18 protein-coding genes are annotated in these 18,279 nt (G+C 66.8%); 14 read left to right on the top strand and 4 right to left on the bottom strand.

Annotated features, from left to right (window positions below; all coding sequences use genetic code 11):
* Both EKM57_RS14480 and EKM57_RS14475 read left to right on the top strand, forming a co-directional pair.
* The coding region (locus EKM57_RS14480) for a UDP-2,3-diacylglucosamine diphosphatase (protein WP_129793206.1) at positions 1 to 587 on the top strand (587 nt) is incomplete at its 5' end.
* Positions 587 to 1,639, top strand: coding sequence for a glycosyltransferase family 1 protein (locus tag EKM57_RS14475; protein WP_129793205.1), 1,053 nt, complete (start codon positions 587 to 589; stop codon positions 1,637 to 1,639). The genes EKM57_RS14480 and EKM57_RS14475, both read left to right, overlap by 1 nt.
* Here the strand turns inward: EKM57_RS14475 and EKM57_RS14470 are convergent.
* On the bottom strand, positions 1,625 to 1,819 hold the full coding sequence (locus EKM57_RS14470; protein WP_129793204.1) for a hypothetical protein: 195 nt from the start codon (positions 1,817 to 1,819) through the stop codon (positions 1,625 to 1,627). The two genes, EKM57_RS14475 and EKM57_RS14470, sit on opposite strands and share 15 nt — an antisense overlap.
* A 125-nt stretch (positions 1,820 to 1,944) precedes the next feature.
* Positions 1,945 to 2,328: a tetratricopeptide repeat protein gene (locus EKM57_RS14465; RefSeq protein ID WP_129793203.1), complete on the bottom strand. Its 384-nt coding sequence runs from the start codon at positions 2,326 to 2,328 to the stop codon at positions 1,945 to 1,947.
* 128 nt (positions 2,329 to 2,456) lie between these two features.
* Between EKM57_RS14465 and EKM57_RS14460 the strand changes: the two genes are divergently transcribed.
* From EKM57_RS14460 to phoB, 11 genes are all read left to right on the top strand, one after another.
* On the top strand, positions 2,457 to 3,350 hold the full coding sequence (locus EKM57_RS14460) for a diacylglycerol kinase family protein (protein WP_165357460.1): 894 nt from the start codon (positions 2,457 to 2,459) through the stop codon (positions 3,348 to 3,350).
* 38 nt (positions 3,351 to 3,388) lie between these two features.
* Positions 3,389 to 4,195 carry an inositol monophosphatase gene (locus EKM57_RS14455; RefSeq protein ID WP_243451059.1) on the top strand — a complete coding sequence of 269 codons (807 nt, stop codon included), beginning with the start codon at positions 3,389 to 3,391 and terminating at the stop codon, positions 4,193 to 4,195.
* 114 nt (positions 4,196 to 4,309) lie between these two features.
* Positions 4,310 to 5,713 carry a CHAD domain-containing protein gene (locus EKM57_RS14450; RefSeq protein ID WP_165357458.1) on the top strand — a complete coding sequence of 468 codons (1,404 nt, stop codon included), beginning with the start codon at positions 4,310 to 4,312 and terminating at the stop codon, positions 5,711 to 5,713.
* Between the two features lie 81 nt (positions 5,714 to 5,794).
* Positions 5,795 to 7,039 (top strand): cell wall metabolism sensor histidine kinase WalK, encoded by a 1,245-nt coding sequence (locus EKM57_RS14445; protein ID WP_129793199.1) that lies wholly within the window; start codon positions 5,795 to 5,797, stop codon positions 7,037 to 7,039.
* 95 nt (positions 7,040 to 7,134) lie between these two features.
* The gene (locus tag EKM57_RS14440; RefSeq protein ID WP_129793198.1) at positions 7,135 to 8,544 is read left to right on the top strand and encodes an OprO/OprP family phosphate-selective porin; all 1,410 of its coding nucleotides are present in this window, start codon (positions 7,135 to 7,137) and stop codon (positions 8,542 to 8,544) included.
* A gap of 229 nt (positions 8,545 to 8,773) precedes the next feature.
* Positions 8,774 to 9,838 (top strand): substrate-binding domain-containing protein, encoded by a 1,065-nt coding sequence (locus EKM57_RS14435; RefSeq protein ID WP_129793197.1) that lies wholly within the window; start codon positions 8,774 to 8,776, stop codon positions 9,836 to 9,838.
* Positions 9,839 to 9,900: 62 nt separating this feature from the next.
* Positions 9,901 to 11,283, top strand: coding sequence for a phosphate ABC transporter permease subunit PstC (gene pstC, locus EKM57_RS14430; RefSeq protein ID WP_129793196.1), 1,383 nt, complete (start codon positions 9,901 to 9,903; stop codon positions 11,281 to 11,283).
* Entirely contained in the window at positions 11,276 to 12,544 is a 1,269-nt protein-coding gene (pstA, locus tag EKM57_RS14425; protein WP_243451058.1) for a phosphate ABC transporter permease PstA, read from the top strand. Before pstC ends, pstA begins: the two co-directional genes overlap by 8 nt.
* Positions 12,544 to 13,350, top strand: coding sequence for a phosphate ABC transporter ATP-binding protein PstB (gene pstB, locus EKM57_RS14420; protein ID WP_206185445.1), 807 nt, complete (start codon positions 12,544 to 12,546; stop codon positions 13,348 to 13,350). The genes pstA and pstB overlap by 1 nt, the downstream gene beginning before the upstream one ends.
* A 47-nt stretch (positions 13,351 to 13,397) precedes the next feature.
* A complete protein-coding gene (phoU, locus tag EKM57_RS14415; RefSeq protein WP_129793194.1) occupies positions 13,398 to 14,111 on the top strand; it encodes a phosphate signaling complex protein PhoU in 714 nt (237 codons plus the stop codon).
* Between the two features lie 3 nt (positions 14,112 to 14,114).
* Entirely contained in the window at positions 14,115 to 14,816 is a 702-nt protein-coding gene (gene phoB / locus EKM57_RS14410) for a phosphate regulon transcriptional regulator PhoB (protein WP_129793193.1), read from the top strand.
* Positions 14,817 to 14,856: 40 nt separating this feature from the next.
* On the opposite strand, the gene EKM57_RS14405 is transcribed toward phoB, so the two are convergent.
* Positions 14,857 to 15,621, bottom strand: coding sequence for a sulfite exporter TauE/SafE family protein (locus tag EKM57_RS14405; protein ID WP_129793192.1), 765 nt, complete (start codon positions 15,619 to 15,621; stop codon positions 14,857 to 14,859).
* Between the two features lie 257 nt (positions 15,622 to 15,878).
* Here EKM57_RS14405 and EKM57_RS14400 point away from each other — a divergent pair, with 257 nt between their 5' ends.
* Entirely contained in the window at positions 15,879 to 16,442 is a 564-nt protein-coding gene (locus EKM57_RS14400) for a manganese efflux pump MntP family protein (RefSeq protein WP_129793191.1), read from the top strand.
* 55 nt (positions 16,443 to 16,497) lie between these two features.
* Here EKM57_RS14400 and EKM57_RS14395 read toward each other — a convergent pair whose 3' ends face one another.
* Entirely contained in the window at positions 16,498 to 18,210 is a 1,713-nt protein-coding gene (locus EKM57_RS14395; RefSeq protein WP_129793190.1) for a M28 family metallopeptidase, read from the bottom strand.
* Between the last annotated feature and the right edge of the window lie 69 nt (positions 18,211 to 18,279).

Below are 18,279 nucleotides of genomic sequence, written 5' to 3'. Positions count from 1 at the left end.
GGGTGATGAAGCGGGCCAAGCACGGCACGCGGGTGATCTACGTGCCGGGCAATCACGACGAGATGTTCCGGCAGTTTTCGGGGCTGAACTTCGGCGGGGTCGAGATCCGCCGCAAGGCGATCCACACCACTGCCGACGGGCGCCGGCTCCTGGTCCTGCACGGCGACGAGTTCGACACGATCGTGCTGGCGCATCGCTGGCTCGCCTTTCTCGGCGACAATGCCTACGAGCTGCTGATGCGCCTGAACCTGGTGGTGAACGCCGTTCGCCGCTGGTTCGACCTGCCTTACTGGTCGCTGTCCAAGCACGCCAAGAAGAAGGTCAAGAATGCGGTGGAGTTCATCTCCCGCTTCGAGGAGGCGGTCGCGCACGAGGCCGCCCGCCTCAAGGTGGACGGCGTCGTGTGCGGCCACATCCACACCGCCGAGGAAAGGCGCTTCGACGATATCGTCTATTACAATGACGGCGACTGGGTCGAAGGCTGCACCGCCCTCGTCGAGCATCAGGACGGCCGAATGGAAATCCTCCACTGGGCCGACGAAATCGCAGCCCGCTCTCCGGCCGATCCGGTTCGGGCGGCGGCTTGATGCGCATCCTGATCGTCACCGATGCGTGGGAGCCTCAGGTGAACGGCGTCGTGCGGACCCTGCAGTCGGTGCGCGCCGAGCTCGAGCTCATGGGTCATAGGGTCGAGATCATTTCGCCGGACCAATTCCCTTCGATTCCATGTCCGACCTATTCGGAGATCCGTCTGGCGCTGTCGACACGCCGCCAGCTCGACGCGCGCATTGCCGCAGCCGATCCGGACGCCCTCCATATCGCAACCGAAGGACCGCTCGGGGTGGCGGCTCGGCGATGGTGTGTGGCGCGGGGTTTCGCCTTCACCACGGCTTATCACACCCAGTTCCCTGATTATCTGGCGAAGCGGACCCGACTGCCGGCGCAATGGTTCTGGCGCTACATCCGCTGGTTCCACCGACCGGCGGCGGCGATCCTTGTTTCGACATCATCCATGGCGGCGCAACTGAACGGCCATGCTCTGCCGAGGACGCGGCTTTGGGGTCGTGGTGTCGATCTCGACTCTTTCAGGCCGGATCTTCCTTCCCACCCTGCCTTGGCCGATCTGCCCAGGCCGATTCAACTCTATGTGGGTCGCGTATCGGTCGAAAAGGGCATCGAAGCTTTCCTGGAAAGTCGCCATCCCGGCACCAGGGTCGTGGTGGGGAACGGTCCGGCCTTGGGCAGCCTCCGACGCAAATATCGCGATGCGGCCTTTCTCGGCGCGCTGAGAGGCGAGGCGCTCGCATGCGCCTATCGGACGGCGGACGTCTTCGTATTCCCCAGCCGTACGGACACGTTCGGACTGGTGATGATCGAGGCGCTGGCTTGCGGGGTTCCGGTGGCGGCCTTTCCGACCCGGGGTCCGCTCGACGTTCTTTCCAAGGACGTGGGCGCGATGAACGAAAATCTCGAAGAGGCGATAGCCTGCGCGCTCACCCGTGACCGGGCGGCGTGCGCCGAATATGCCCGCAGCTTCAGCTGGCAGGCAAGCGCGCGCCAGTTCGCCGCTTCGCTGGTCACGCTGAGACCGCCGGCCGAACCCGCTCGCGCCGGGGCAAGCCTATCAGCGGTGGTCTAGCACGAGGCCAGGCCCGTGCGCCGCGGCGGCGCTCGGATCGGCCCCTTGTGATCCGGAGCCGTCTCCGGCGCCCGCAAGTCGGGCTAGCCGGTCGTAGCCGACGAGCAGGATGCACAGGGTTACCTTGGCGAACAGCAGAAGCAGGCTCGCCATGCCTTCAAGGAGATTCCGCAGGATCATGCCTTCCTCCACATCGGAACTGCCGAAGGAGGTCTAGCATCGAAATGTGTCGATCAGGCTTCAATGCGCGGTCGAACGCACATCGCCTGCGATCAAGGGGCCAGATTGCGTAGCAACGCTCGAAATCAGCGCGCAGCCGTCACCACCGCGCTCTGGTACCGATCGAGCGCCTCCTTGGCGATCTCGTCGGTCATGGCCATGCGCCCGTCGAGCGTTTCGACCTTCACCGGATTGGGTGCCGTCAGGGCTTGCCGCCATGCCGCGAGCGCTTCGCCGGTGCGGCCGGTCGCCATGTAGACGCGCCCCAAGTTGATCAGCCGTGCCGGATCGCTTGTGGAAACCCGCCGATCTTCGGTCAGCAAGCGCTCTGCCGTGGTCCAGTCGCCCCGCTCGATGGCGGCGAGTCCGAGCGAACCCGTCGGATAGTCGGCCTCGACCATCGGTCCAGGTGTCGACGCGCAACCGGCGAGGACGATAGTGGCGAACAAGAGCAAGCCGGTCTTCTTCATGCGGACCTCCACCGATGTGCAGCGGCTCGAATGTTACATGAAGATGACGAATCCGCCAAGGTCCCATGACATTATTATTGTGTCTCTGTGACACGGAACCTCGGGCCAAGCTGCCGGTTCGGCCGGCCGTGAAGGTGCTACTCATCCATCATGACGGAGCCGGCGGCGGCTCCACGTCGGGCGAGGCGGTCGCCGCCGCATTGGAGAATGCAGGATGGAAGGTGCGGCGCCTTGATCGGAAGGCGGCCGACGCGAAGGCGATCAAGTCGGCCGGAACCGATCTGATCGTCATTGCCGGCGGGGACGGGACCGTGGCCGCTGTCCTGGCCATGCTTCCGGACCGTTCCGTCCCGGTCGGCATCATCCCCACCGGAACCGCCAACAATATCGCCCGCTCGCTCGGCATAGCCGGAGCGCCCGAAGCCATCGTCGCGGGTTGGGATCTCGACCGACGGCAGCGTTTCGACATCGGCACGGCTGAAGGGGCGTGGGGGCGACGTGCCTTCGCCGAAGGCGTCGGGTTCGGCGCCTTCGCTGACTCGCTGCGCTTGGCTCCCCGTGCCGATGGCGAGGAGAAGTTCCGGACCGGGCGCGAGGCGTTGCGCAATGCTCTTCGCATCGCTGCCCCCGTCGCCTTGGAGATTCATGTGGAAGGCCGACAGGCGCCCGGCGACCTTCTGCTCGTCGAGATACTGAATGTTCCGCTCGCCGGTCCGCGCCTGCGGTTGGCGCCGGGCGCGGATCCCGGCGACGGGCGCCTGCACGTCTCTTGCCTTGGCGAATCCGCCCGCGGAGCAATGGAGCGGTGGCTGGAGAGCGGAGAGGATCCCCGGATGCCCGTCGAAATCCTCACCGGCCATGAGGTCGTCGTTCTCGGCGGCGGGATCATGATGCGGATCGATGACGAATGTCGTTGGCTGAAACCGGATTCGAAAGTGTCGATCCGTCTGGAGTGTGAGCCGGTGCAGATACTGGCTCCGCCCGATCGCCCGGCTCTCGCCGGCCAGCCGGTGAGAAGATGATGGTTGCAGCGCCCCTTCCTGCCGATCAACTCGCCGAGATGGAAAGGACCGCCGTCGAGCTTGCGCGACTTGCCGGCGCAGAGATCCAGACGACGCTCGGCAAGGTGCTGGCCGTGGAATATAAGGGCGAGACGGCGGAGGGTGCTCTGCTTCGCGATCCGGTCTCCGAGGTCGATCATAACGTCGAAATGCTCATTCGCGGGCGCTTGGCCGATCGCTTCCCGGGGCACGACATTTTGGGTGAAGAGTCGGAGGAGCGCCCGGGCCGTGATAGCGACTTTGTCTGGGCGATCGATCCGATCGACGGGACGGCGAATTTCGTCAACGGCTTTCCGCTCTTCGCCGCTTCGATCGGCGTGCTTCATCGACATCGGCCGGTGGCGGGCGCCATCTGGTGCAGTGCCAGCCATGCGCTCCGCGCGGGCGTCTACCATGCCCGTGCCGGGGGGCGGCTCCATTTCGAGGGCGAGAGGATCGATCATATCGGCAATCCGACGGTGCGCCGATGGCTCGCTGGGGAACCTGAACTGACGAGCGGCCAAGGCTTGCCGTGGGACGTCCGAAAGACCGGATCCGCTGCGATCGAATGCGCCTTCGTCGCGGCCGGCCTGCTGCGCGTTGCCCGGTTCGCCCGACCGAACGTGTGGGACGTGGCCGGGGGTTTGCCGTTGGTTCGGGCGACGGGAGGCACGGTCCTCACCCAGGTTGACGGGGCCTGGGAGGAATTCGACCGCTTCGAGGCGGTCGTCGATGGCACTGGCAAGCTTGGCGATCTCAGGCATTGGTGCCGCCCGCTGATCATCGGCGATGCCGAGGCGGCGAAGCTTATGGCGCGAAGCGCCTGAGCCGGGTCGATCGGCCCCTGCGAGCCGGAGCGGCTTCCACCTTCACTTCGTGGGGACCCGAAAACGTAACATATGTGTCGCAATAGGGCGCTCGTAACCGGCCGGAGCGCTGCGATGCCGAATGAGGTGGAACTGAAATTCGACCTCGATCCCGGTGACGTGACTCTCGTCCGGGCGGCGCCGGTTCTCGCATCGTCGGCCTGCGACACCCGTAATCATGAGACGGTCTATTTCGATACGGCCGGCCGCGCGCTGCGTCGGGCCGGCTACTCTTTGAGGGTGAGGCGGACTGGCGACCGGTTCGTCCAGACCGTCAAGCACAAGAGCGGCGGCGCCGTAGGCCTGTTCGTGCGGCGGGAGTGGGAGTCCGAGGTTCCGGCGCTTGCGCCGGCGCTCGATGCGCTCAAGGGCTCGGCGGCGAAGCGCATCCTAACCGCCGTCGGGGCAGACCCGCTGCTGCCGGTGGTCCGAACGGAGGTTTCCAGGACGCGCTGGATGGTAGACCATCGCGAAAGCCGGATCGAGGTGGTGCTCGATGTCGGACGCGTGAGGGGCGGCGATGCCGAGGCGCCGATCTGCGAGCTCGAGCTGGAACTGGTGCACGGCAAGCCGCGATCCCTGTTCCGCCTCGCCGAGGAGGTCGGCGCGGCAGTCCCTTTGCGGCTCGGCGTCCTCAGCAAGGGGGAGCGCGGCTATGCGTTGGCCGAAGGCAGGCTGGGCGCAGCGGCGAAAGCCGAGCCGGTGGCGCTCGGACACGATATGGAGCGGCGGGCTGCCTTCCAGGCGATCGCTTATGCCTGCCTCCGGCACTTTCGGGTCAACGAGATCGTCTTGCTGTCCGGCGGGCGCGATTCGGAGGCGCTGCACCAGGCACGCGTCGCGCTGCGTCGGCTGCGGTCCGCCTTCGCCTTGTTCCGTCCGGCGCTGGCCGGAAAGGACTTCCGGCATTTGCGAGCGGAGCTGGCCTGGCTCGCGGCTCAGTTCGGAGAAGCCCGCGACCTCGACGTTCTGATCGCGGGGTCCGAAGAGGTTGGGGCGGAGCTGCGCCGTCGCCGCCTCCAGGCCTATGAACGGGTCGAGGCGGCGTTGCACTCGCCACGTGTCCGCTCCCTGCTCCTCGATCTGGCACTGTGGATCGAGGCGGGGACCTGGCGCTTTCGCGACGGTGCCGGCGACCCCCTCGGTCCGTTCGCGAGCAATCGGCTCGACCGGCTTTGGGAGAAGGTGCAACACCGAGGATCCAGCATCGCGGCCCTGGACCCGGACTCGCGCCACAAGCTGCGGATCGACGTCAAGAAGTTGCGCTACTCGGCCGAGTTTCTCGCCGATGTTCACGCAGGCAAATCGCATCGGGCGCGGCGGGACCGCTTCCTCGCCGCCATCGAGTCGCTGCAGGACCGGCTTGGTCATATCAACGATGCTCGTCTCGCCCTTCGAAGCGATTCGGCGGACAGTCTCCTCGCGGCGCAACGCGCGTTCGATCGCGCGACGGTAGCGGCGGGTTACTGGCGCAGCTAGACCGCCAGGGAGCGGCCGAGCCTTTGCACCTCCATTTCTCGGGTCAAGTGGAGTAGGCGCGTCTGAGATCATGGAGAAGAGATGAAGGGCAGGGCGGCGATCGGGATCCTGGCGGCGGCTGCGTTGGGGGCCGGTGGCGTTGCCGGCGCGCTGCTGCTCGGTGCACCTCCGGCGGCGGCGCTTTTCGCGTTGCTCGCCGGTGCGATCGCTTGCTCCCTGGTGCGGCCCGCTCCCAGCGAGCCCCCCGCGGCCGTCGCGCCTTCCGCCGCGGTCGGTGCGAGCGAGCCTCGGGCTGCTGATCTGGCGGAGCTGCTGCGCGCGGTGGACGAGCCGATGCTCGTGGTGCGCGATCGGCGCGTGCTGGTGGCCAATCGTGCGGCCCGGGGGCTGCTCGGCGCCCACATCGAAGGTACCGACGTTCGCCTGGCCCTCCGGCATCCGGCCGCAGCCGGATTGCTGACCGGTCCCCCGGCACAAGCCGACGCCGTGCCGACCCGGACCGAGCTGGTGGGCCTCGGAGGGCCGGATCGACAATGGGCGATGACGGTGGCTGGTCTGGCCGACGGCAGCCGGCTGGTTCGGCTGGTCGACCTCAGCCAGGCCCGCGCCGCCGAGCAGATGCGGGCCGATTTCGTCGCCAATGCGAGCCATGAGTTGCGCACCCCCCTGGCCACCTTGCTTGGCTTCCTCGAGACCCTGCAGGATGAGGCCGCGGCGAACGATCCGGCGACCCGCGACCGCTTCGTCAGGATAATGTTCGACGAGGCAACCCGCATGCGCAGCCTGGTCGACGACCTCATTTCCCTGTCGCGCATCGAGGCCGAGCGCTTTGCCGCCCCATCCGATCCCGTCGACCTCCTTCGGGTCGCCGAAGGCGTTCGCGAGAGCCTCGGATCGCTGGCGGAGGCGCGGGCGTCGGAGATCGTCGTCGAGAATGACGCGCGCGACACGATCGTCCCCGGGGACCGCGCTCAGCTGGGCCAGCTCCTGCGCAATCTCGTCACCAATGCGCTTAACTATGGCAGGCCCGGCACGCCGGTGCGTATCCGGCTGGAGGAGGGCGGCGCAGGGCTGCTGAGGGTGCGGGTGATCGACCAGGGCGAAGGCATTGCGGCCGAGCATATCCCCCGCCTCACCGAACGATTCTATCGCGTCGACGCCGGCCGCAGCCGTTCCGTCGGCGGCACAGGCCTGGGCCTGGCCATCGCCAAGCACATCGCCCTGCGGCACCGTGGCCGGCTGGAGATCGTCAGCAGGCAGGGAGAGGGCACGTCGGTCCGCGTCTATCTGCCCCATGCATCGCAGAGCCCAAGTCCGGCGTTGTAATAAAAGTGTCACTTAGATGACGCTTGTTCGTCACCGCATCTTCCTATGTCTGTCACAGGTCGGCGGGCAGCGCCGCCCCGATCGAGCGAGGACCGATGATCAGGAACGTATCTCTGCCGCTGCTCGCGGCCACCGCCTTGGCCGGAGCCGTCCCCGTCCGGGCTCAGTCGGCGCAGGACGTCGCTTCGGAAGTCGCGGCGTTACGGGCCCAGGTCGCCGAGCTCCAGGCGCGCCTCGCCGCGCTGGAAAGCGGTCGGGGCCAGCCGGCGTTGCAGGGCCAGCCTCTAGCGGCCGCGTCGGTCCGGCAAGCGCAGCCGGAGAGCGAGTCGATCCAGCAAGCGCAGCCGGAGAGCGAGGAAGAGGAGGAGCCTGAAATCCGCTTCCGCGGTGCGCCGCAATTCACCGCTCCGGGCGGCTGGTCGTTCAAGCCGCGGGGCCGGCTTCAATATGACGCGGCCTACGTTTCAAGCCCGGCGGGCATTTCCGATCCGGGCCTCGGCTTCTCCAACGAGCTTCGACGTGCCCGGCTCGGCGTCGAAGGGGACATTCCCGGCGGCTTCGGCTATACCTTCGAGCTCGACTTCGCCGGCGAAGATGTCGAAGTCACCGATGCCATCCTGACCTATGAGGCGTCCGACGCGGTTGAGCTCACCGTCGGCCAGCACAACAACTTCCAGTCGCTCGAGGAGTTGACCAGCTCCCGCTTCTCGTCCTTCGTGGAGCGGGCCGCCTTCACCGACGCCTTCAACTTCGAGCGGAGGATGGGCCTGTCGGGAACCGTCTCGACGGGCGATCTCATCGCCCAGGCGGGCGTCTTCACCGACAATGTCGCCGATCTCGGCGACGACGGCAACAATTCGATGAGCGTGGACGGGCGCGTCGTCTTCTCTCCGGAAGTGGGCGCGACGCGGCTCCATCTTGGCGCGTCCGCGCATTGGCGCGACACAGGCGATGTCGCCGGCACCAGCATTACGCGTTATCGCCAGCGGCCCTTGGTCCACAGCACCGACGTCCGCTTCATCTCCACTCCCGAACTCGGCGTGCGCGAGGAGACCAGCTACGGGCTCGAAGCCGCGATCCTGCGGGGGCCTTTCCACTTTGCGGGCGAACTGCACTGGCTGATGGCGGAGACGCTGCCGCCGGGACCGGACCCGACCTTCTTCGGCGGCTACGCCGAGATCGGCTGGTTCATCACCGGCGAGACTCGCGGTTATCGCAACGGGCGCTTCGATCGGACTCGGGTCGCCAATCCCGTGGAGGAGGGCGGCGCCGGCGCCTTCCAGGTCAACCTGCGATACGATCGTCTCGACCTCAACTCGGATGGTGTCGTCGGCGGGACGCAGGACGGCTTGCAGGCCTCGTTGATCTGGATTCCAACCGATTATGTGCGCTTCCTGCTCAATTATGCGCGGATGAGCTATGACGATGCGGCGATTCCGTCGGCTGATGGCGATCGGAGCTACACGGTCGACGTGATCGGCGCCCGCGCGCAGATCGATTTCTGAGCTTGATGCGGACCCTTGCCATGTCATCAGACTGTCACCTTGCGCTCACAAAAGGATCGCGGCCGCGGGCTAGGCTTGCGGCGATCCGGGCGCGTGTGGGGGACAAGCGAATTGACGGGCTGAGCCTGGAGCATTCTCAAGCCGGCCCGATGGGCCTGACGGCTTGGAAGATGCCATGGGTCGAAAGCTTCACGGCAGCCTTTGGCCGCCCCACCGAACTCGGTATCCTATGGAGGCGAAATTGAGGAAATCCCTATTCACCCTGGCGGCTGCGGCGGTCGTGCTCGCCGGCTGCGGCCAGGGGCCGACTGGCGGCGGCGATGCGGCATCCCGTCAGCAGATCCGGATCGTCGGCTCGTCGACCGTCTATCCCTTCTCGCGGGCGGTGGCGGAGCGGTTCGCCCAGGCCAATCCCAGCTTCGCCGCGCCGATCGTCGAATCGACCGGCACCGGCGGCGGCCTCAACCTGTTCTGCGGCGGCATCGGTCCGCAATATCCGGACGTCGCCAATGCCTCCCGCCGCATCAAGGCGAGCGAGATCGAGCAGTGCAACCGCAATGGCGTCAACCAGGTCATCGAGGTTCCGATCGGCATCGACGGCCTGGCTTTGATCGAGTCGGCGCAGCGGTCGACCGGCTTCCAGCTTACCGTTCGTGACGTCTATGCGGCGCTTGCCGCCAATCCGTTCGGGCAGGCGCAGACCGCGCGTACCTGGAGGGACGTGAACCCGGCGCTCCCGGCCGTGGCGATCCGCGTCTACGGTCCGCCCCCCACTTCGGGGACGCGCGACAGCTTCGCCGAACTGATGCTCGATCCCGGCTGCAACACGGATCCGGCGATGCAGGCGCTCAAGGAGAGCGATGAGGATCGCCACAAGCAGGTCTGCACCCAGATTCGCGAGGACGGCGCTTTCATCGAAGCCGGCGAAAACGACAATCTGCTCGTCCAACGCGTTTCGGAGAACGAGGGCGCGGTTGGCGTGCTCGGCTTCAGCTTCCTCGAAGAGAATTCGAGCCGGGTACAGGGTATCCCGATTGGTGGCGTGACGCCGACGGCGGAGACCATCTCCAACTTCACCTATCCGGGGGCCCGCACCTTGTACATCTATGTGAAGGGCGAGCATCTCGCAGCCATTCCCGGCCTGCGCGAGTTCGTCTCCGCCTGGCCGCAGGCCTGGGGTCCCGGGGGCTATCTCACCCAGCACGGTCTGGTGCCGCTTCCGGATGCGCAGCGGCAGGCGGCCGAACAGGCCATCCAGGCTGTCAAGCCGATCACGGCTGCAGATCTGCAGTAATTGGGCTAGTGAAGACGCCGGGCCCCGCGCCCGGCGTCCTTCCACGAACGGAGAGTCTCGGCGTGTCCGTTGCCGCCATTGCCCTTTTGATCGTCGGGCTCGGCCTCGTCGCCTGGCTGGCGGCGCGCGCCCGGGCGGCGGCGTTCGCCGGCCCAGGCCGACCGCGCCTCCATTCGCTGCCGGGCCAGCACGGCTGGTACGTGGCGCTGTGGACGGTCATTCCCGCCTTGCTGTTCCTGGCCGGCTGGAACGAGCTGTCCGGGAATCTGATCTACGCCCAGGTCCTCGCCAGCCCTGAAGCTTCCTCGCTTCCCGACTTCGGGATGCAGCGGCAGGCCGTGCTGAGCGAGGCCTATGCCCTGGCCAGCGGCCAGACCCAGGCGGCCTTCAATCCCCAGGCCCACGCCCTGGTGCCGGTCTACGCGCGGGCGATCGCCTTCTACAACTGGATCGGTCTTGCCGTGACGGTGCTGGTCGCCTTTGCCGCGGGGGGCTGGGCGTTCACCCGGATTTCGCCGCAATTTCGCGCCCGAACGCGGGTCGAACGGGTGGTGATGGCCTTGCTGCTGCTCGCTTCGCTGATCGCGATCCTGACCACACTCGGCATTGTCGCGTCGCTGCTGTTCGAATCGCTGCGGTTCTTCTCGATGGTGTCGCCCATCGAATTCCTGTTCGGCCTGAACTGGAGTCCTCAAATGGCGATCCGGGCCGATCAGGCCGGGTCGTCGGGCGCGTTCGGAGCGATTCCGCTGTTCTGGGGAACGATCTTCATCGGCGCGATCATTGCGATGCTCGTCGCCATCCCGCTTGGGCTGATGAGCGCCATCTATCTCACCCAATATTCCAGCGCGCGTCTTCGCTCCTGGATGAAGCCCCTGCTCGAGATTCTCGCGGGCGTTCCGACCGTGGTCTACGGCTATTTCGCCGCGCTCACCGTCGCTCCCGCCGTGCGCGACCTCGGCCTGACGCTGGGCATTCCCTCGTCGACCGAATCCGCTCTCGCCGCGGGCCTGGTGATGGGAATCATGATCATTCCGTTCGTGTCGTCGATGGCGGACGACTCGCTCGCTGCCGTGCCGCAGGCGATGCGCGACGGATCCCTGGCGATGGGCGCGACGACCTCGGAAACGATCCGGAAAGTGCTCGTGCCCGCTGCTTTGCCCGGCGTCGTCGGGGGCGTGCTGCTCGCCGTCAGCCGCGCGATTGGCGAGACGATGATCGTCGTCATGGCGGCGGGCCTCGCCGCCAACCTCACCGCCAATCCGTTCGGTAGCGTCACCACGGTGACCACCCAGATCGTCCAGCTGCTCACCGGCGACCAGGAGTTCGACAGTCCGAAGACGCTCGCCGCCTTCGCGCTCGGCCTGGTCCTATTCGGAGTGACCCTTGCGCTCAACATCATCGCCCTGCGCGTCGTGAAGAAGTATCGCGAAGCCTATGAGTGACCTCGCCCGGATCGATGCCACGCCGACGGACTGGAATGGCGCGGCGATGCGTCGGCGAATCCGCCGCCGCTACGCGGCCGAGCGGCGCTTCCGACTGCTCGGCCTCGGCGCCATTCTCCTGTCCGCGGGATTCCTCGCCTTCCTGCTCGTCACCATGTTCGCCAACGGAATCGCCGGCTTTGCCCGCACCGAGGTCCGGCTGGAGGTCAATTTTCCGGCGAGTTCGCTTTTCCTGGACCCCGCCGCGGTGCAGGGATTCGGGGCGGAGCAGGCGCTCGCCGGGGCCGACTTCGGTCGCGTGCTTTCGCAAGCCGCGGAGGCTCAATATGGCGAGGGAGCAGGGCGTCTCTTCTCCGGCAGCGCCTGGCTGACGCTTCGCAACGCCGTTGCCGACGATCCCGAAATTCTCAGCCGCACGGAAACGCTCTGGCTTCCGGCCTCCACCGAGATCGACGTTGCCGCCAAGAGCGGCGGAGATCCCGCGGCCGAGGCGATGCACGCCAGGCTCGCGCAAGGCGACAACGTCCGCACCGGGATCAACTGGACCTTCCTCAATGGCTCGGATTCGACCGATCCGGCACAGGTCGGCATCTGGGGCGCCTTCAAGGGATCGCTGCTGACGATGATCGTCACCCTGCTGATCGCCTTTCCGATCGGGGTGCTTTCGGCCGTCTATCTCGAGGAATATGCGCCCCGGAATCGCTGGACCGACATGATCGAGGTGTCGATCAACAATCTCGCCGCGGTACCATCGATCATCTTCGGCCTGCTCGGCCTCGCCATCTTCCTCAACGTCATGCATCTGCCGCGCTCCGCGCCGTTGGTCGGCGGGCTCACATTGGCGCTGATGACGATGCCGGTGATCGTGATTGCCGGCCGGAATGCGATCAAGTCCGTCCCGCCATCGATCCGCGACGCGGCGCTCGGGGTCGGCGCCAGCCGCATCCAGGTGGTCTCCCACCACGTGCTACCGCTGGCCCTGCCGGGGATCCTTACCGGCACGATCATTGGCATGGCCCGCGCGCTGGGCGAGACCGCGCCGCTGCTGATGATCGGCATGCGCGCCTTCGTCGCGACTCCTCCCGGCGGCTTTTCCGATCCGGCAAGCGTCCTTCCGGTCCAGATCTTCCTCTGGTCGGACGAGGTCAGTCGCGGCTTCGTCGAGAAGACGTCCGCCGCGATCATCGTCCTTCTGGTCTTCCTGCTCGCGATGAACGGGGTGGCCATCTATCTCCGCAACAGGTTCGAGCGACGCTGGTGATGACCGAAATGACAGCCCTATCGACTGATGGACGGGCGGCGACCGCGCCGGCCGCCAAGATGTCCGCCCGCAACGTCACCGTCTTCTATGGTGACAAGAAGGCGGTCGACGACGTGTCGATCGACGTCGGCCCCGAACATGTGACGGCCTTCATCGGTCCGTCGGGCTGCGGCAAGTCGACCTTTCTGCGTACGCTCAACCGGATGAACGACACCATCCCGAGCGCACGGGTGGAAGGCCGGATCGAGCTCGACGGCGAGGACATCTATGCCTCGTCGATGGACGTGGTCCAGCTGCGCGCCCGCGTCGGCATGGTGTTCCAGAAGCCCAATCCGTTCCCCAAGTCGATTTACGAGAATGTCGCCTACGGCCCGCGGATCCACGGCCTCGCCTCGGGCACGGCCGAGCTCGACCATATCGTCGAGCGCTCGCTGAGGCGCGCCGGACTGTGGGACGAGGTGAAGGACCGGCTGAGCGAGAGCGGCACCGCTTTGTCGGGCGGCCAGCAGCAACGCCTGTGCATCGCCCGTGCCATCGCCGTGGATCCCGAGGTGATCCTGATGGACGAGCCGGCGTCGGCGCTCGACCCGATCGCGACGGCGAAGATCGAGGAACTGATCCACGAACTGCGCGGCAATTATGCGATCGTCATCGTCACCCACAATATGCAGCAGGCGGCGCGCGTCTCGCAGCGCACCGCCTTTTTCCACCTCGGCGTGCTTGTGGAATATGGCGAGACAACCGAAATCTTCACCAATCCCCGGGAGACCCGGACCAAGGATTACATCACCGGCCGCTACGGCTGAGCGGCGCGAACTGCGAGCGTGACCGAGTCACGCCGAGGAGATCAGAGATGGCGACCACCGGCCACACCGTGAAGGCCTTCGACGAGGAGTTGGACCAGCTCCGCGCCACCATCTGCGAGATGGGGGGCTTGGCCGAGGCGGCGATAAGGGAATCGATGGAAGCGCTCGTTCGCCGAGATTCCGAAGCGGCGAAGGCGGTGATCGAGCGGGACCGCAAGATCGACGAGCTCGAGGCCGAGGTGGAGCGCCGCGCGGTGCAGATCATCGCGTTGCGGGCCCCGATGGCCGACGACTTGCGCGATGTCGTCGCTGCACTGAAGATCGCCGGAGTGGTCGAGCGGATCGGCGACTATGCGAAGAATATCGCCAAGCGCGTCCACAGCGTCGAGGACAGCAAGATCCGGCCGATCTCGCTGCTTCCCGAAATGGCCCGGATCGCCGGCGAGATGGTGCAGAACGTGCTCGATGCCTTCGCCGCGCGTGACCCGGAGAAAGCCGCTCTGGTCTGCGACCGCGACGCGGCCGTCGACGATTTCTACAACAGTATATTTCGTGCGCTGCTTACCCACATGATGGAAAATCCGCACAACATCACGCCGGCTACCCATCTCCTGTTCGTCGCGAAGAATCTCGAGCGGATCGGCGATCACGCCACCAACGTGGCCGAGATGGTCTATTTCGCGGCGACCGGCGTGCATCTCGGCGATCGCGCCAAGGGGCCGGACGTTACCGAAATCGCGGCGAGCGACATTGAGGGTTGATCTGTGAGTACGCGTGCAAGGATCCTTCTGGTCGAGGACGACCGGGCGCTCGTCGAGCTGCTCGTCTACCATCTCGCCCGCGAGGAATATGAGATCGACAGCACCGCCGACGGGGAGGAGGCGCTCCTTCGCGCCCGCGAAGCCGCGCCGGATCTCGTCATCCTCGACTGGATGATCGAGGGCGTGTCGGGGATCGAGGTCTGCCGCCGGCTGCGCCGCACGCCCGAGACGGCTCTGGTCCCGATCATCATGCTGACGGCCCGTGGCGAGGAGGCAGACCGCATTCGCGGGCTCGAGACCGGAGCCGACGATTACGTGACGAAGCCGTTCAGTCCGCGCGAACTGGTCGCACGGGTCGGTGCGCTACTGCGCCGCGCGCGCCCGGCGCTCGCGGGGGAGCATCTCGGCTATGGTGATCTCGAGATGGATCTCGTCGCGCACAAGGTGAAGCGCGGTGGCGAGACGGTTTCCCTCGGCCCGACCGAATTCCGTCTGCTTCGCCACTTCCTGGAGCGCCCTGGCCGCGTCTTCTCGCGCGAGCGCCTTCTCGACGCCGTCTGGGGTCATGACAGCGACATCGAGCTGCGTACCGTCGACGTCCATATCCGGCGTCTCAGGAAGGCGATCAACGCCGGCGGCCGCCCGGACGTCATCCGCACCGTTCGCTCCGCCGGCTACGCGCTGGATTCCGACGGCGCCGCCTGATTGGGGCAGCGCACATTGAGGACCGGCGCCGCGTCGTTGCTCAGGTGATCGCCCGATAGATGCCGTAGAGGCTGGTGATGGTGAGCACGATTCCGACCATGATCAGCATCGGCTTGGCCGGCACCTTCTTGGCGGCATAGGCACCGAGCGGCGCCGCCGCGACGCCGCCGATCAACAGCCCGACCGTCGCGGTCGTGAACGCTTCCAGGCCGATCGTGGCAATGAAGGTGGCCGAGACCGTTACGGTGAGGAAGAATTCCACGGCGCTGACCGTGCCGATCACCCGGCGCGGATTCGCGCCCTGAAGCAGCAAGTTGCTCGTCACCACCGGTCCCCAGCCGCCGCCTCCTGCCGCGTCGAGGAATCCGCCGAGGAGGCCGAGCGGCGCGACCACCTTCGGGTTCCTGGCCTGCGGCGGGAAATGATAGCCCCGCCAGATCAGGTAAAGGCCGATCGCGCTGAGATAGGCGAGCACCACCGGGCGGGCGACGTCGGCATGGATTTCGGTCAGTGCGTAAGCACCGAGCACCCCTCCGACCACGCCCGGGACCAGCAACTTGAAGAACAGGGGCCAGTCGACGTTGCGGTGGAGTACATGACTGGTGCCCGAAGCGGCGGTGGTGAAGCATTCCACCGTGTGGACGCCCGCGGAGGCCGACGCGGGCGGCACCCCCAGGCTGATCAGGAGGGTCGTGGAGATGACGCCAAAAGCCATGCCAAGCGCGCCGTCGATAATCTGTGCGGTGAAGCCGATCGCGATGAAGGGCAGCAGGTCGGTCAGGCTGAAGAGGGACAAGTCGGGCATAGGAGGGGGCCTGCGCGCTTCGCGTTCATGGGGGAGGCGTCGGAAGAGGATACTCTACCACAGCGGTCGACAATATGCCATCGCCGAAACGAACGCCTGGAATCGCGAATGGCGCGGCCGGAACGCTCGCGACATAGAGAAGCTGCTCCGGGTGCCGCCGTGGCAGGCTTGCGAGCCTATCTCCCGCCTGTTTCGACCAGGTCCATCCCCGCCGCTCGCCGTTGCCCGCCGGAGGCCGACGTGCAAAGGGCGCGCGAATGTTGGTCACGGTCTCCCTGGCGGCGCTCGCCCTCGGCCTCGCAATGGATGCGGTGGCCGTCGCCGTTTGCCAGGGGGCGGCCGGGCGATCCGGTGCGGCGCATGCGCTCAAGCTCGGTGTGGCGTTCGGCACCGCGCAGGCGCTGATGCCACTGATCGGATGGGCAATCGGCGCGGCCTTCCTTCCGTTCGTCCGAAGCGTCGATCACTGGCTCGCTTTGCTGATCCTCGGCTTTCTGGGCCTGCGCATGCTGAGGGCGGCGACCTGCGCCGAAGGATCGCTGCCGCGCGAGGCGCTGGCCGGATGGGCGCTGGTCGCCGCGGCGGGCGCGACCAGTGTCGACGCGCTCGCCGCAGGCGTAACGCTGCCGACGCTCGAGCTTCCGGTCCTTCTCGCCTGCCTCGTGATCGGATGCGCCACCGCCTGCCTGTGCGCCGCCGGTACCTGGGTGGGAAGCCTTGCCGGACGCCGCATCGGCAAATGGGCCGAGCTGGTCGGCGGTCTCGTCCTCATCGGCCTCGGGCTGAAGATCTTCGTCGACCATCAGTTCCTCGGGGCCTGATCCGCCGACCCGGGATATTCTCCCGCCGACCCCGAACAGGAGCCCGGCTTCAGCTTCAGCGCCGGCTACCGGCGGATCGGTCCCGCACCTCGCGGAACTCCGATGTCTCCCGCCATTCGGGCCAGTCGCCGGAGAAAGCGAGCTCGCGGCCGATTCGATAGGCGAGGGACGCGTCCTGCGCTGCACCGCGCAGGTCCCAGTCGGCGCTCCAGGCGTCGCATGGCTGGTGATAGCAATCGGCGGTGAAGTCGCTCACCCACGCATCGCCGGCCGCTCGGCCGCCCTCGACCAGGTCGACGCCGCCACCCAACGCCATGAGCAGCAGCACCGGCACCCCCCGCTTGGCGAGGGAAAAATGGTCGGCGCGATAGAACAGGCCCCGCTCCGGCCGGGAATCCGGAGTCACCGTACGCCCCTGGCTTGCGGCGAACCGTCCGAGGAGGTCCTCCATCTCGCTCTGGCCTTCGCCGATCAGGATCACGTCGCGCGCCGGTCCCGCCGTCTGCAGCGTATCCAGCGTGATATTCGCAACCATCGTCTCGATCGGCTGGAGCGGATTGGCGGCATAGAATTCCGATCCCAGCAGCCCGCGCTCCTCGGCCGTCCAGGCGGCGAAGAGGATGCTCCGTTCGGGCCGCGGCCCGTCCACGAAGGCGCGTGCGATCTCCAGCATTCCGGCCGTGCCCAATGCGTCGTCCGCGGCGCCGCGGCGGATGCGATTGCCCTGCGCGTCGGGCGGGCCGATCCCGTAGGCGTCCCAGTGGACGCTGTACATGACCGACTCGTTCGGGCGCACTGAGCCCGGAAGCCGGGCGAGGACATTGTGGCTCTCCACCCGCTCCACAGTCACCGGAAGGTCGGCGCTGAAGTTGGCGCCGAGATCGATCGGCCGGAACTCGGCGGTCCGGGCCTGTCGCTTGATTTCCGTCAGGTCGAGCCCGGCTCGCCGGAACAGGTCGGCGGCCGCGTCCCACTGGATCCAACCCTGCAGCATCACCGGCTGCGGGGCATCGGCCGGCAGCACGATGTTGTAATTCTCTCCCGCCGGTGCCTCGACCGTGTTCCAGCCGTACCCGGCCGCCTCGGTCTCGTGAACGACCAGCGCGGCAATAGCGCCGCGCCGAGCAGCCTCCTCGAACTTGTAGCTCCACCGCCCGTAATAGGTCATCGCCTGGCCGCCGAACCGGTCGGCGACCGGCTCCCCCGGTTGCGCTTCGAAGTCCGGGTCGTTGACCAGGAAGACGGCGACCTTGCCGGTCAGATCGACCTGCTTGAAATCGTCCCATCCTCGCTCGGGCGCCGAGACGCCGTAGCCGACGAACACCATCGGCGCCGCCGAGATCCGCGCCCGTTCGGCGTCGCGCACGCTGCTCAAGTAGATGTCGCGCGGGGACTGCAGCTCGAGTGTCTCGCCGTGACTGACGATGGTGAAGCTGGCGGGTGTCTGCACCTGAGTGCGGATCAACGGCACGCGCTGAGTCCAGCCGCCATTCTCGCCGGCCGGCTCCAGTCCCAGCGCCTCGAACTGTTCGCTCAGCCAGGTCACGGTCACGCCTTCCCCTTCCGTGCCCGGCGCGCGCCCCTGGAACTCGTCCGAAGCAAGCACCCGGGTGAGCTCCGACAGGCGCTCGGGGTCGATCGGCGCGTAAGAGGCAGGGGAAGCGGGGTCCGACGTGACGGACCTCCCCGCCGGCGGGACTTCCTGCACGGTCGTGGCACAGGCGGCGAGCGCCAATGGCAGCGCCAGCGCCGCCGCGAACTTCCTCATGATTGTTCCACCTGACTTTGACACCCTGACCTCCGCTGCTAGACCGACAGCATCCAATTCACGAGCGAA

The organism is Sphingosinicella sp. CPCC 101087 (assembly GCF_004151485.1).
GTDB lineage: Bacteria > Pseudomonadota > Alphaproteobacteria > Sphingomonadales > Sphingomonadaceae > Allosphingosinicella.
Note: the sequence above shows the minus strand (reverse complement) of the source record. Positions and strands in the feature narration are given on the sequence as shown.

What these genes read in the sequence shown, in the direction of transcription:
- phoU (WP_129793194.1), top strand. Translation starts at nt 13,398, where the DNA reads ATGGCGACCACCGGCCACACCGTGAAGGCCTTCGACGAGGAGTTGGAC.
- EKM57_RS14435 (WP_129793197.1), top strand. Translation starts at nt 8,774, where the DNA reads ATGGAGGCGAAATTGAGGAAATCCCTATTCACCCTGGCGGCTGCGGCG.
- EKM57_RS14440 (WP_129793198.1), top strand. Translation starts at nt 7,135, where the DNA reads ATGATCAGGAACGTATCTCTGCCGCTGCTCGCGGCCACCGCCTTGGCC.
- pstA (WP_243451058.1), top strand. Translation starts at nt 11,276, where the DNA reads ATGAGTGACCTCGCCCGGATCGATGCCACGCCGACGGACTGGAATGGC.
- EKM57_RS14455 (WP_243451059.1), top strand. Translation starts at nt 3,389, where the DNA reads ATGGAAAGGACCGCCGTCGAGCTTGCGCGACTTGCCGGCGCAGAGATC.
- EKM57_RS14450 (WP_165357458.1), top strand. Translation starts at nt 4,310, where the DNA reads ATGCCGAATGAGGTGGAACTGAAATTCGACCTCGATCCCGGTGACGTG.
- EKM57_RS14470 (WP_129793204.1), bottom strand. Translation starts at nt 1,819, where the DNA reads ATGATCCTGCGGAATCTCCTTGAAGGCATGGCGAGCCTGCTTCTGCTG.
- EKM57_RS14405 (WP_129793192.1), bottom strand. Translation starts at nt 15,621, where the DNA reads ATGCCCGACTTGTCCCTCTTCAGCCTGACCGACCTGCTGCCCTTCATC.
- pstB (WP_206185445.1), top strand. Translation starts at nt 12,544, where the DNA reads ATGACCGAAATGACAGCCCTATCGACTGATGGACGGGCGGCGACCGCG.
- EKM57_RS14465 (WP_129793203.1), bottom strand. Translation starts at nt 2,328, where the DNA reads ATGAAGAAGACCGGCTTGCTCTTGTTCGCCACTATCGTCCTCGCCGGT.
- EKM57_RS14475 (WP_129793205.1), top strand. Translation starts at nt 587, where the DNA reads ATGCGCATCCTGATCGTCACCGATGCGTGGGAGCCTCAGGTGAACGGC.
- EKM57_RS14445 (WP_129793199.1), top strand. Translation starts at nt 5,795, where the DNA reads ATGAAGGGCAGGGCGGCGATCGGGATCCTGGCGGCGGCTGCGTTGGGG.
- EKM57_RS14395 (WP_129793190.1), bottom strand. Translation starts at nt 18,210, where the DNA reads ATGAGGAAGTTCGCGGCGGCGCTGGCGCTGCCATTGGCGCTCGCCGCC.
- EKM57_RS14400 (WP_129793191.1), top strand. Translation starts at nt 15,879, where the DNA reads ATGTTGGTCACGGTCTCCCTGGCGGCGCTCGCCCTCGGCCTCGCAATG.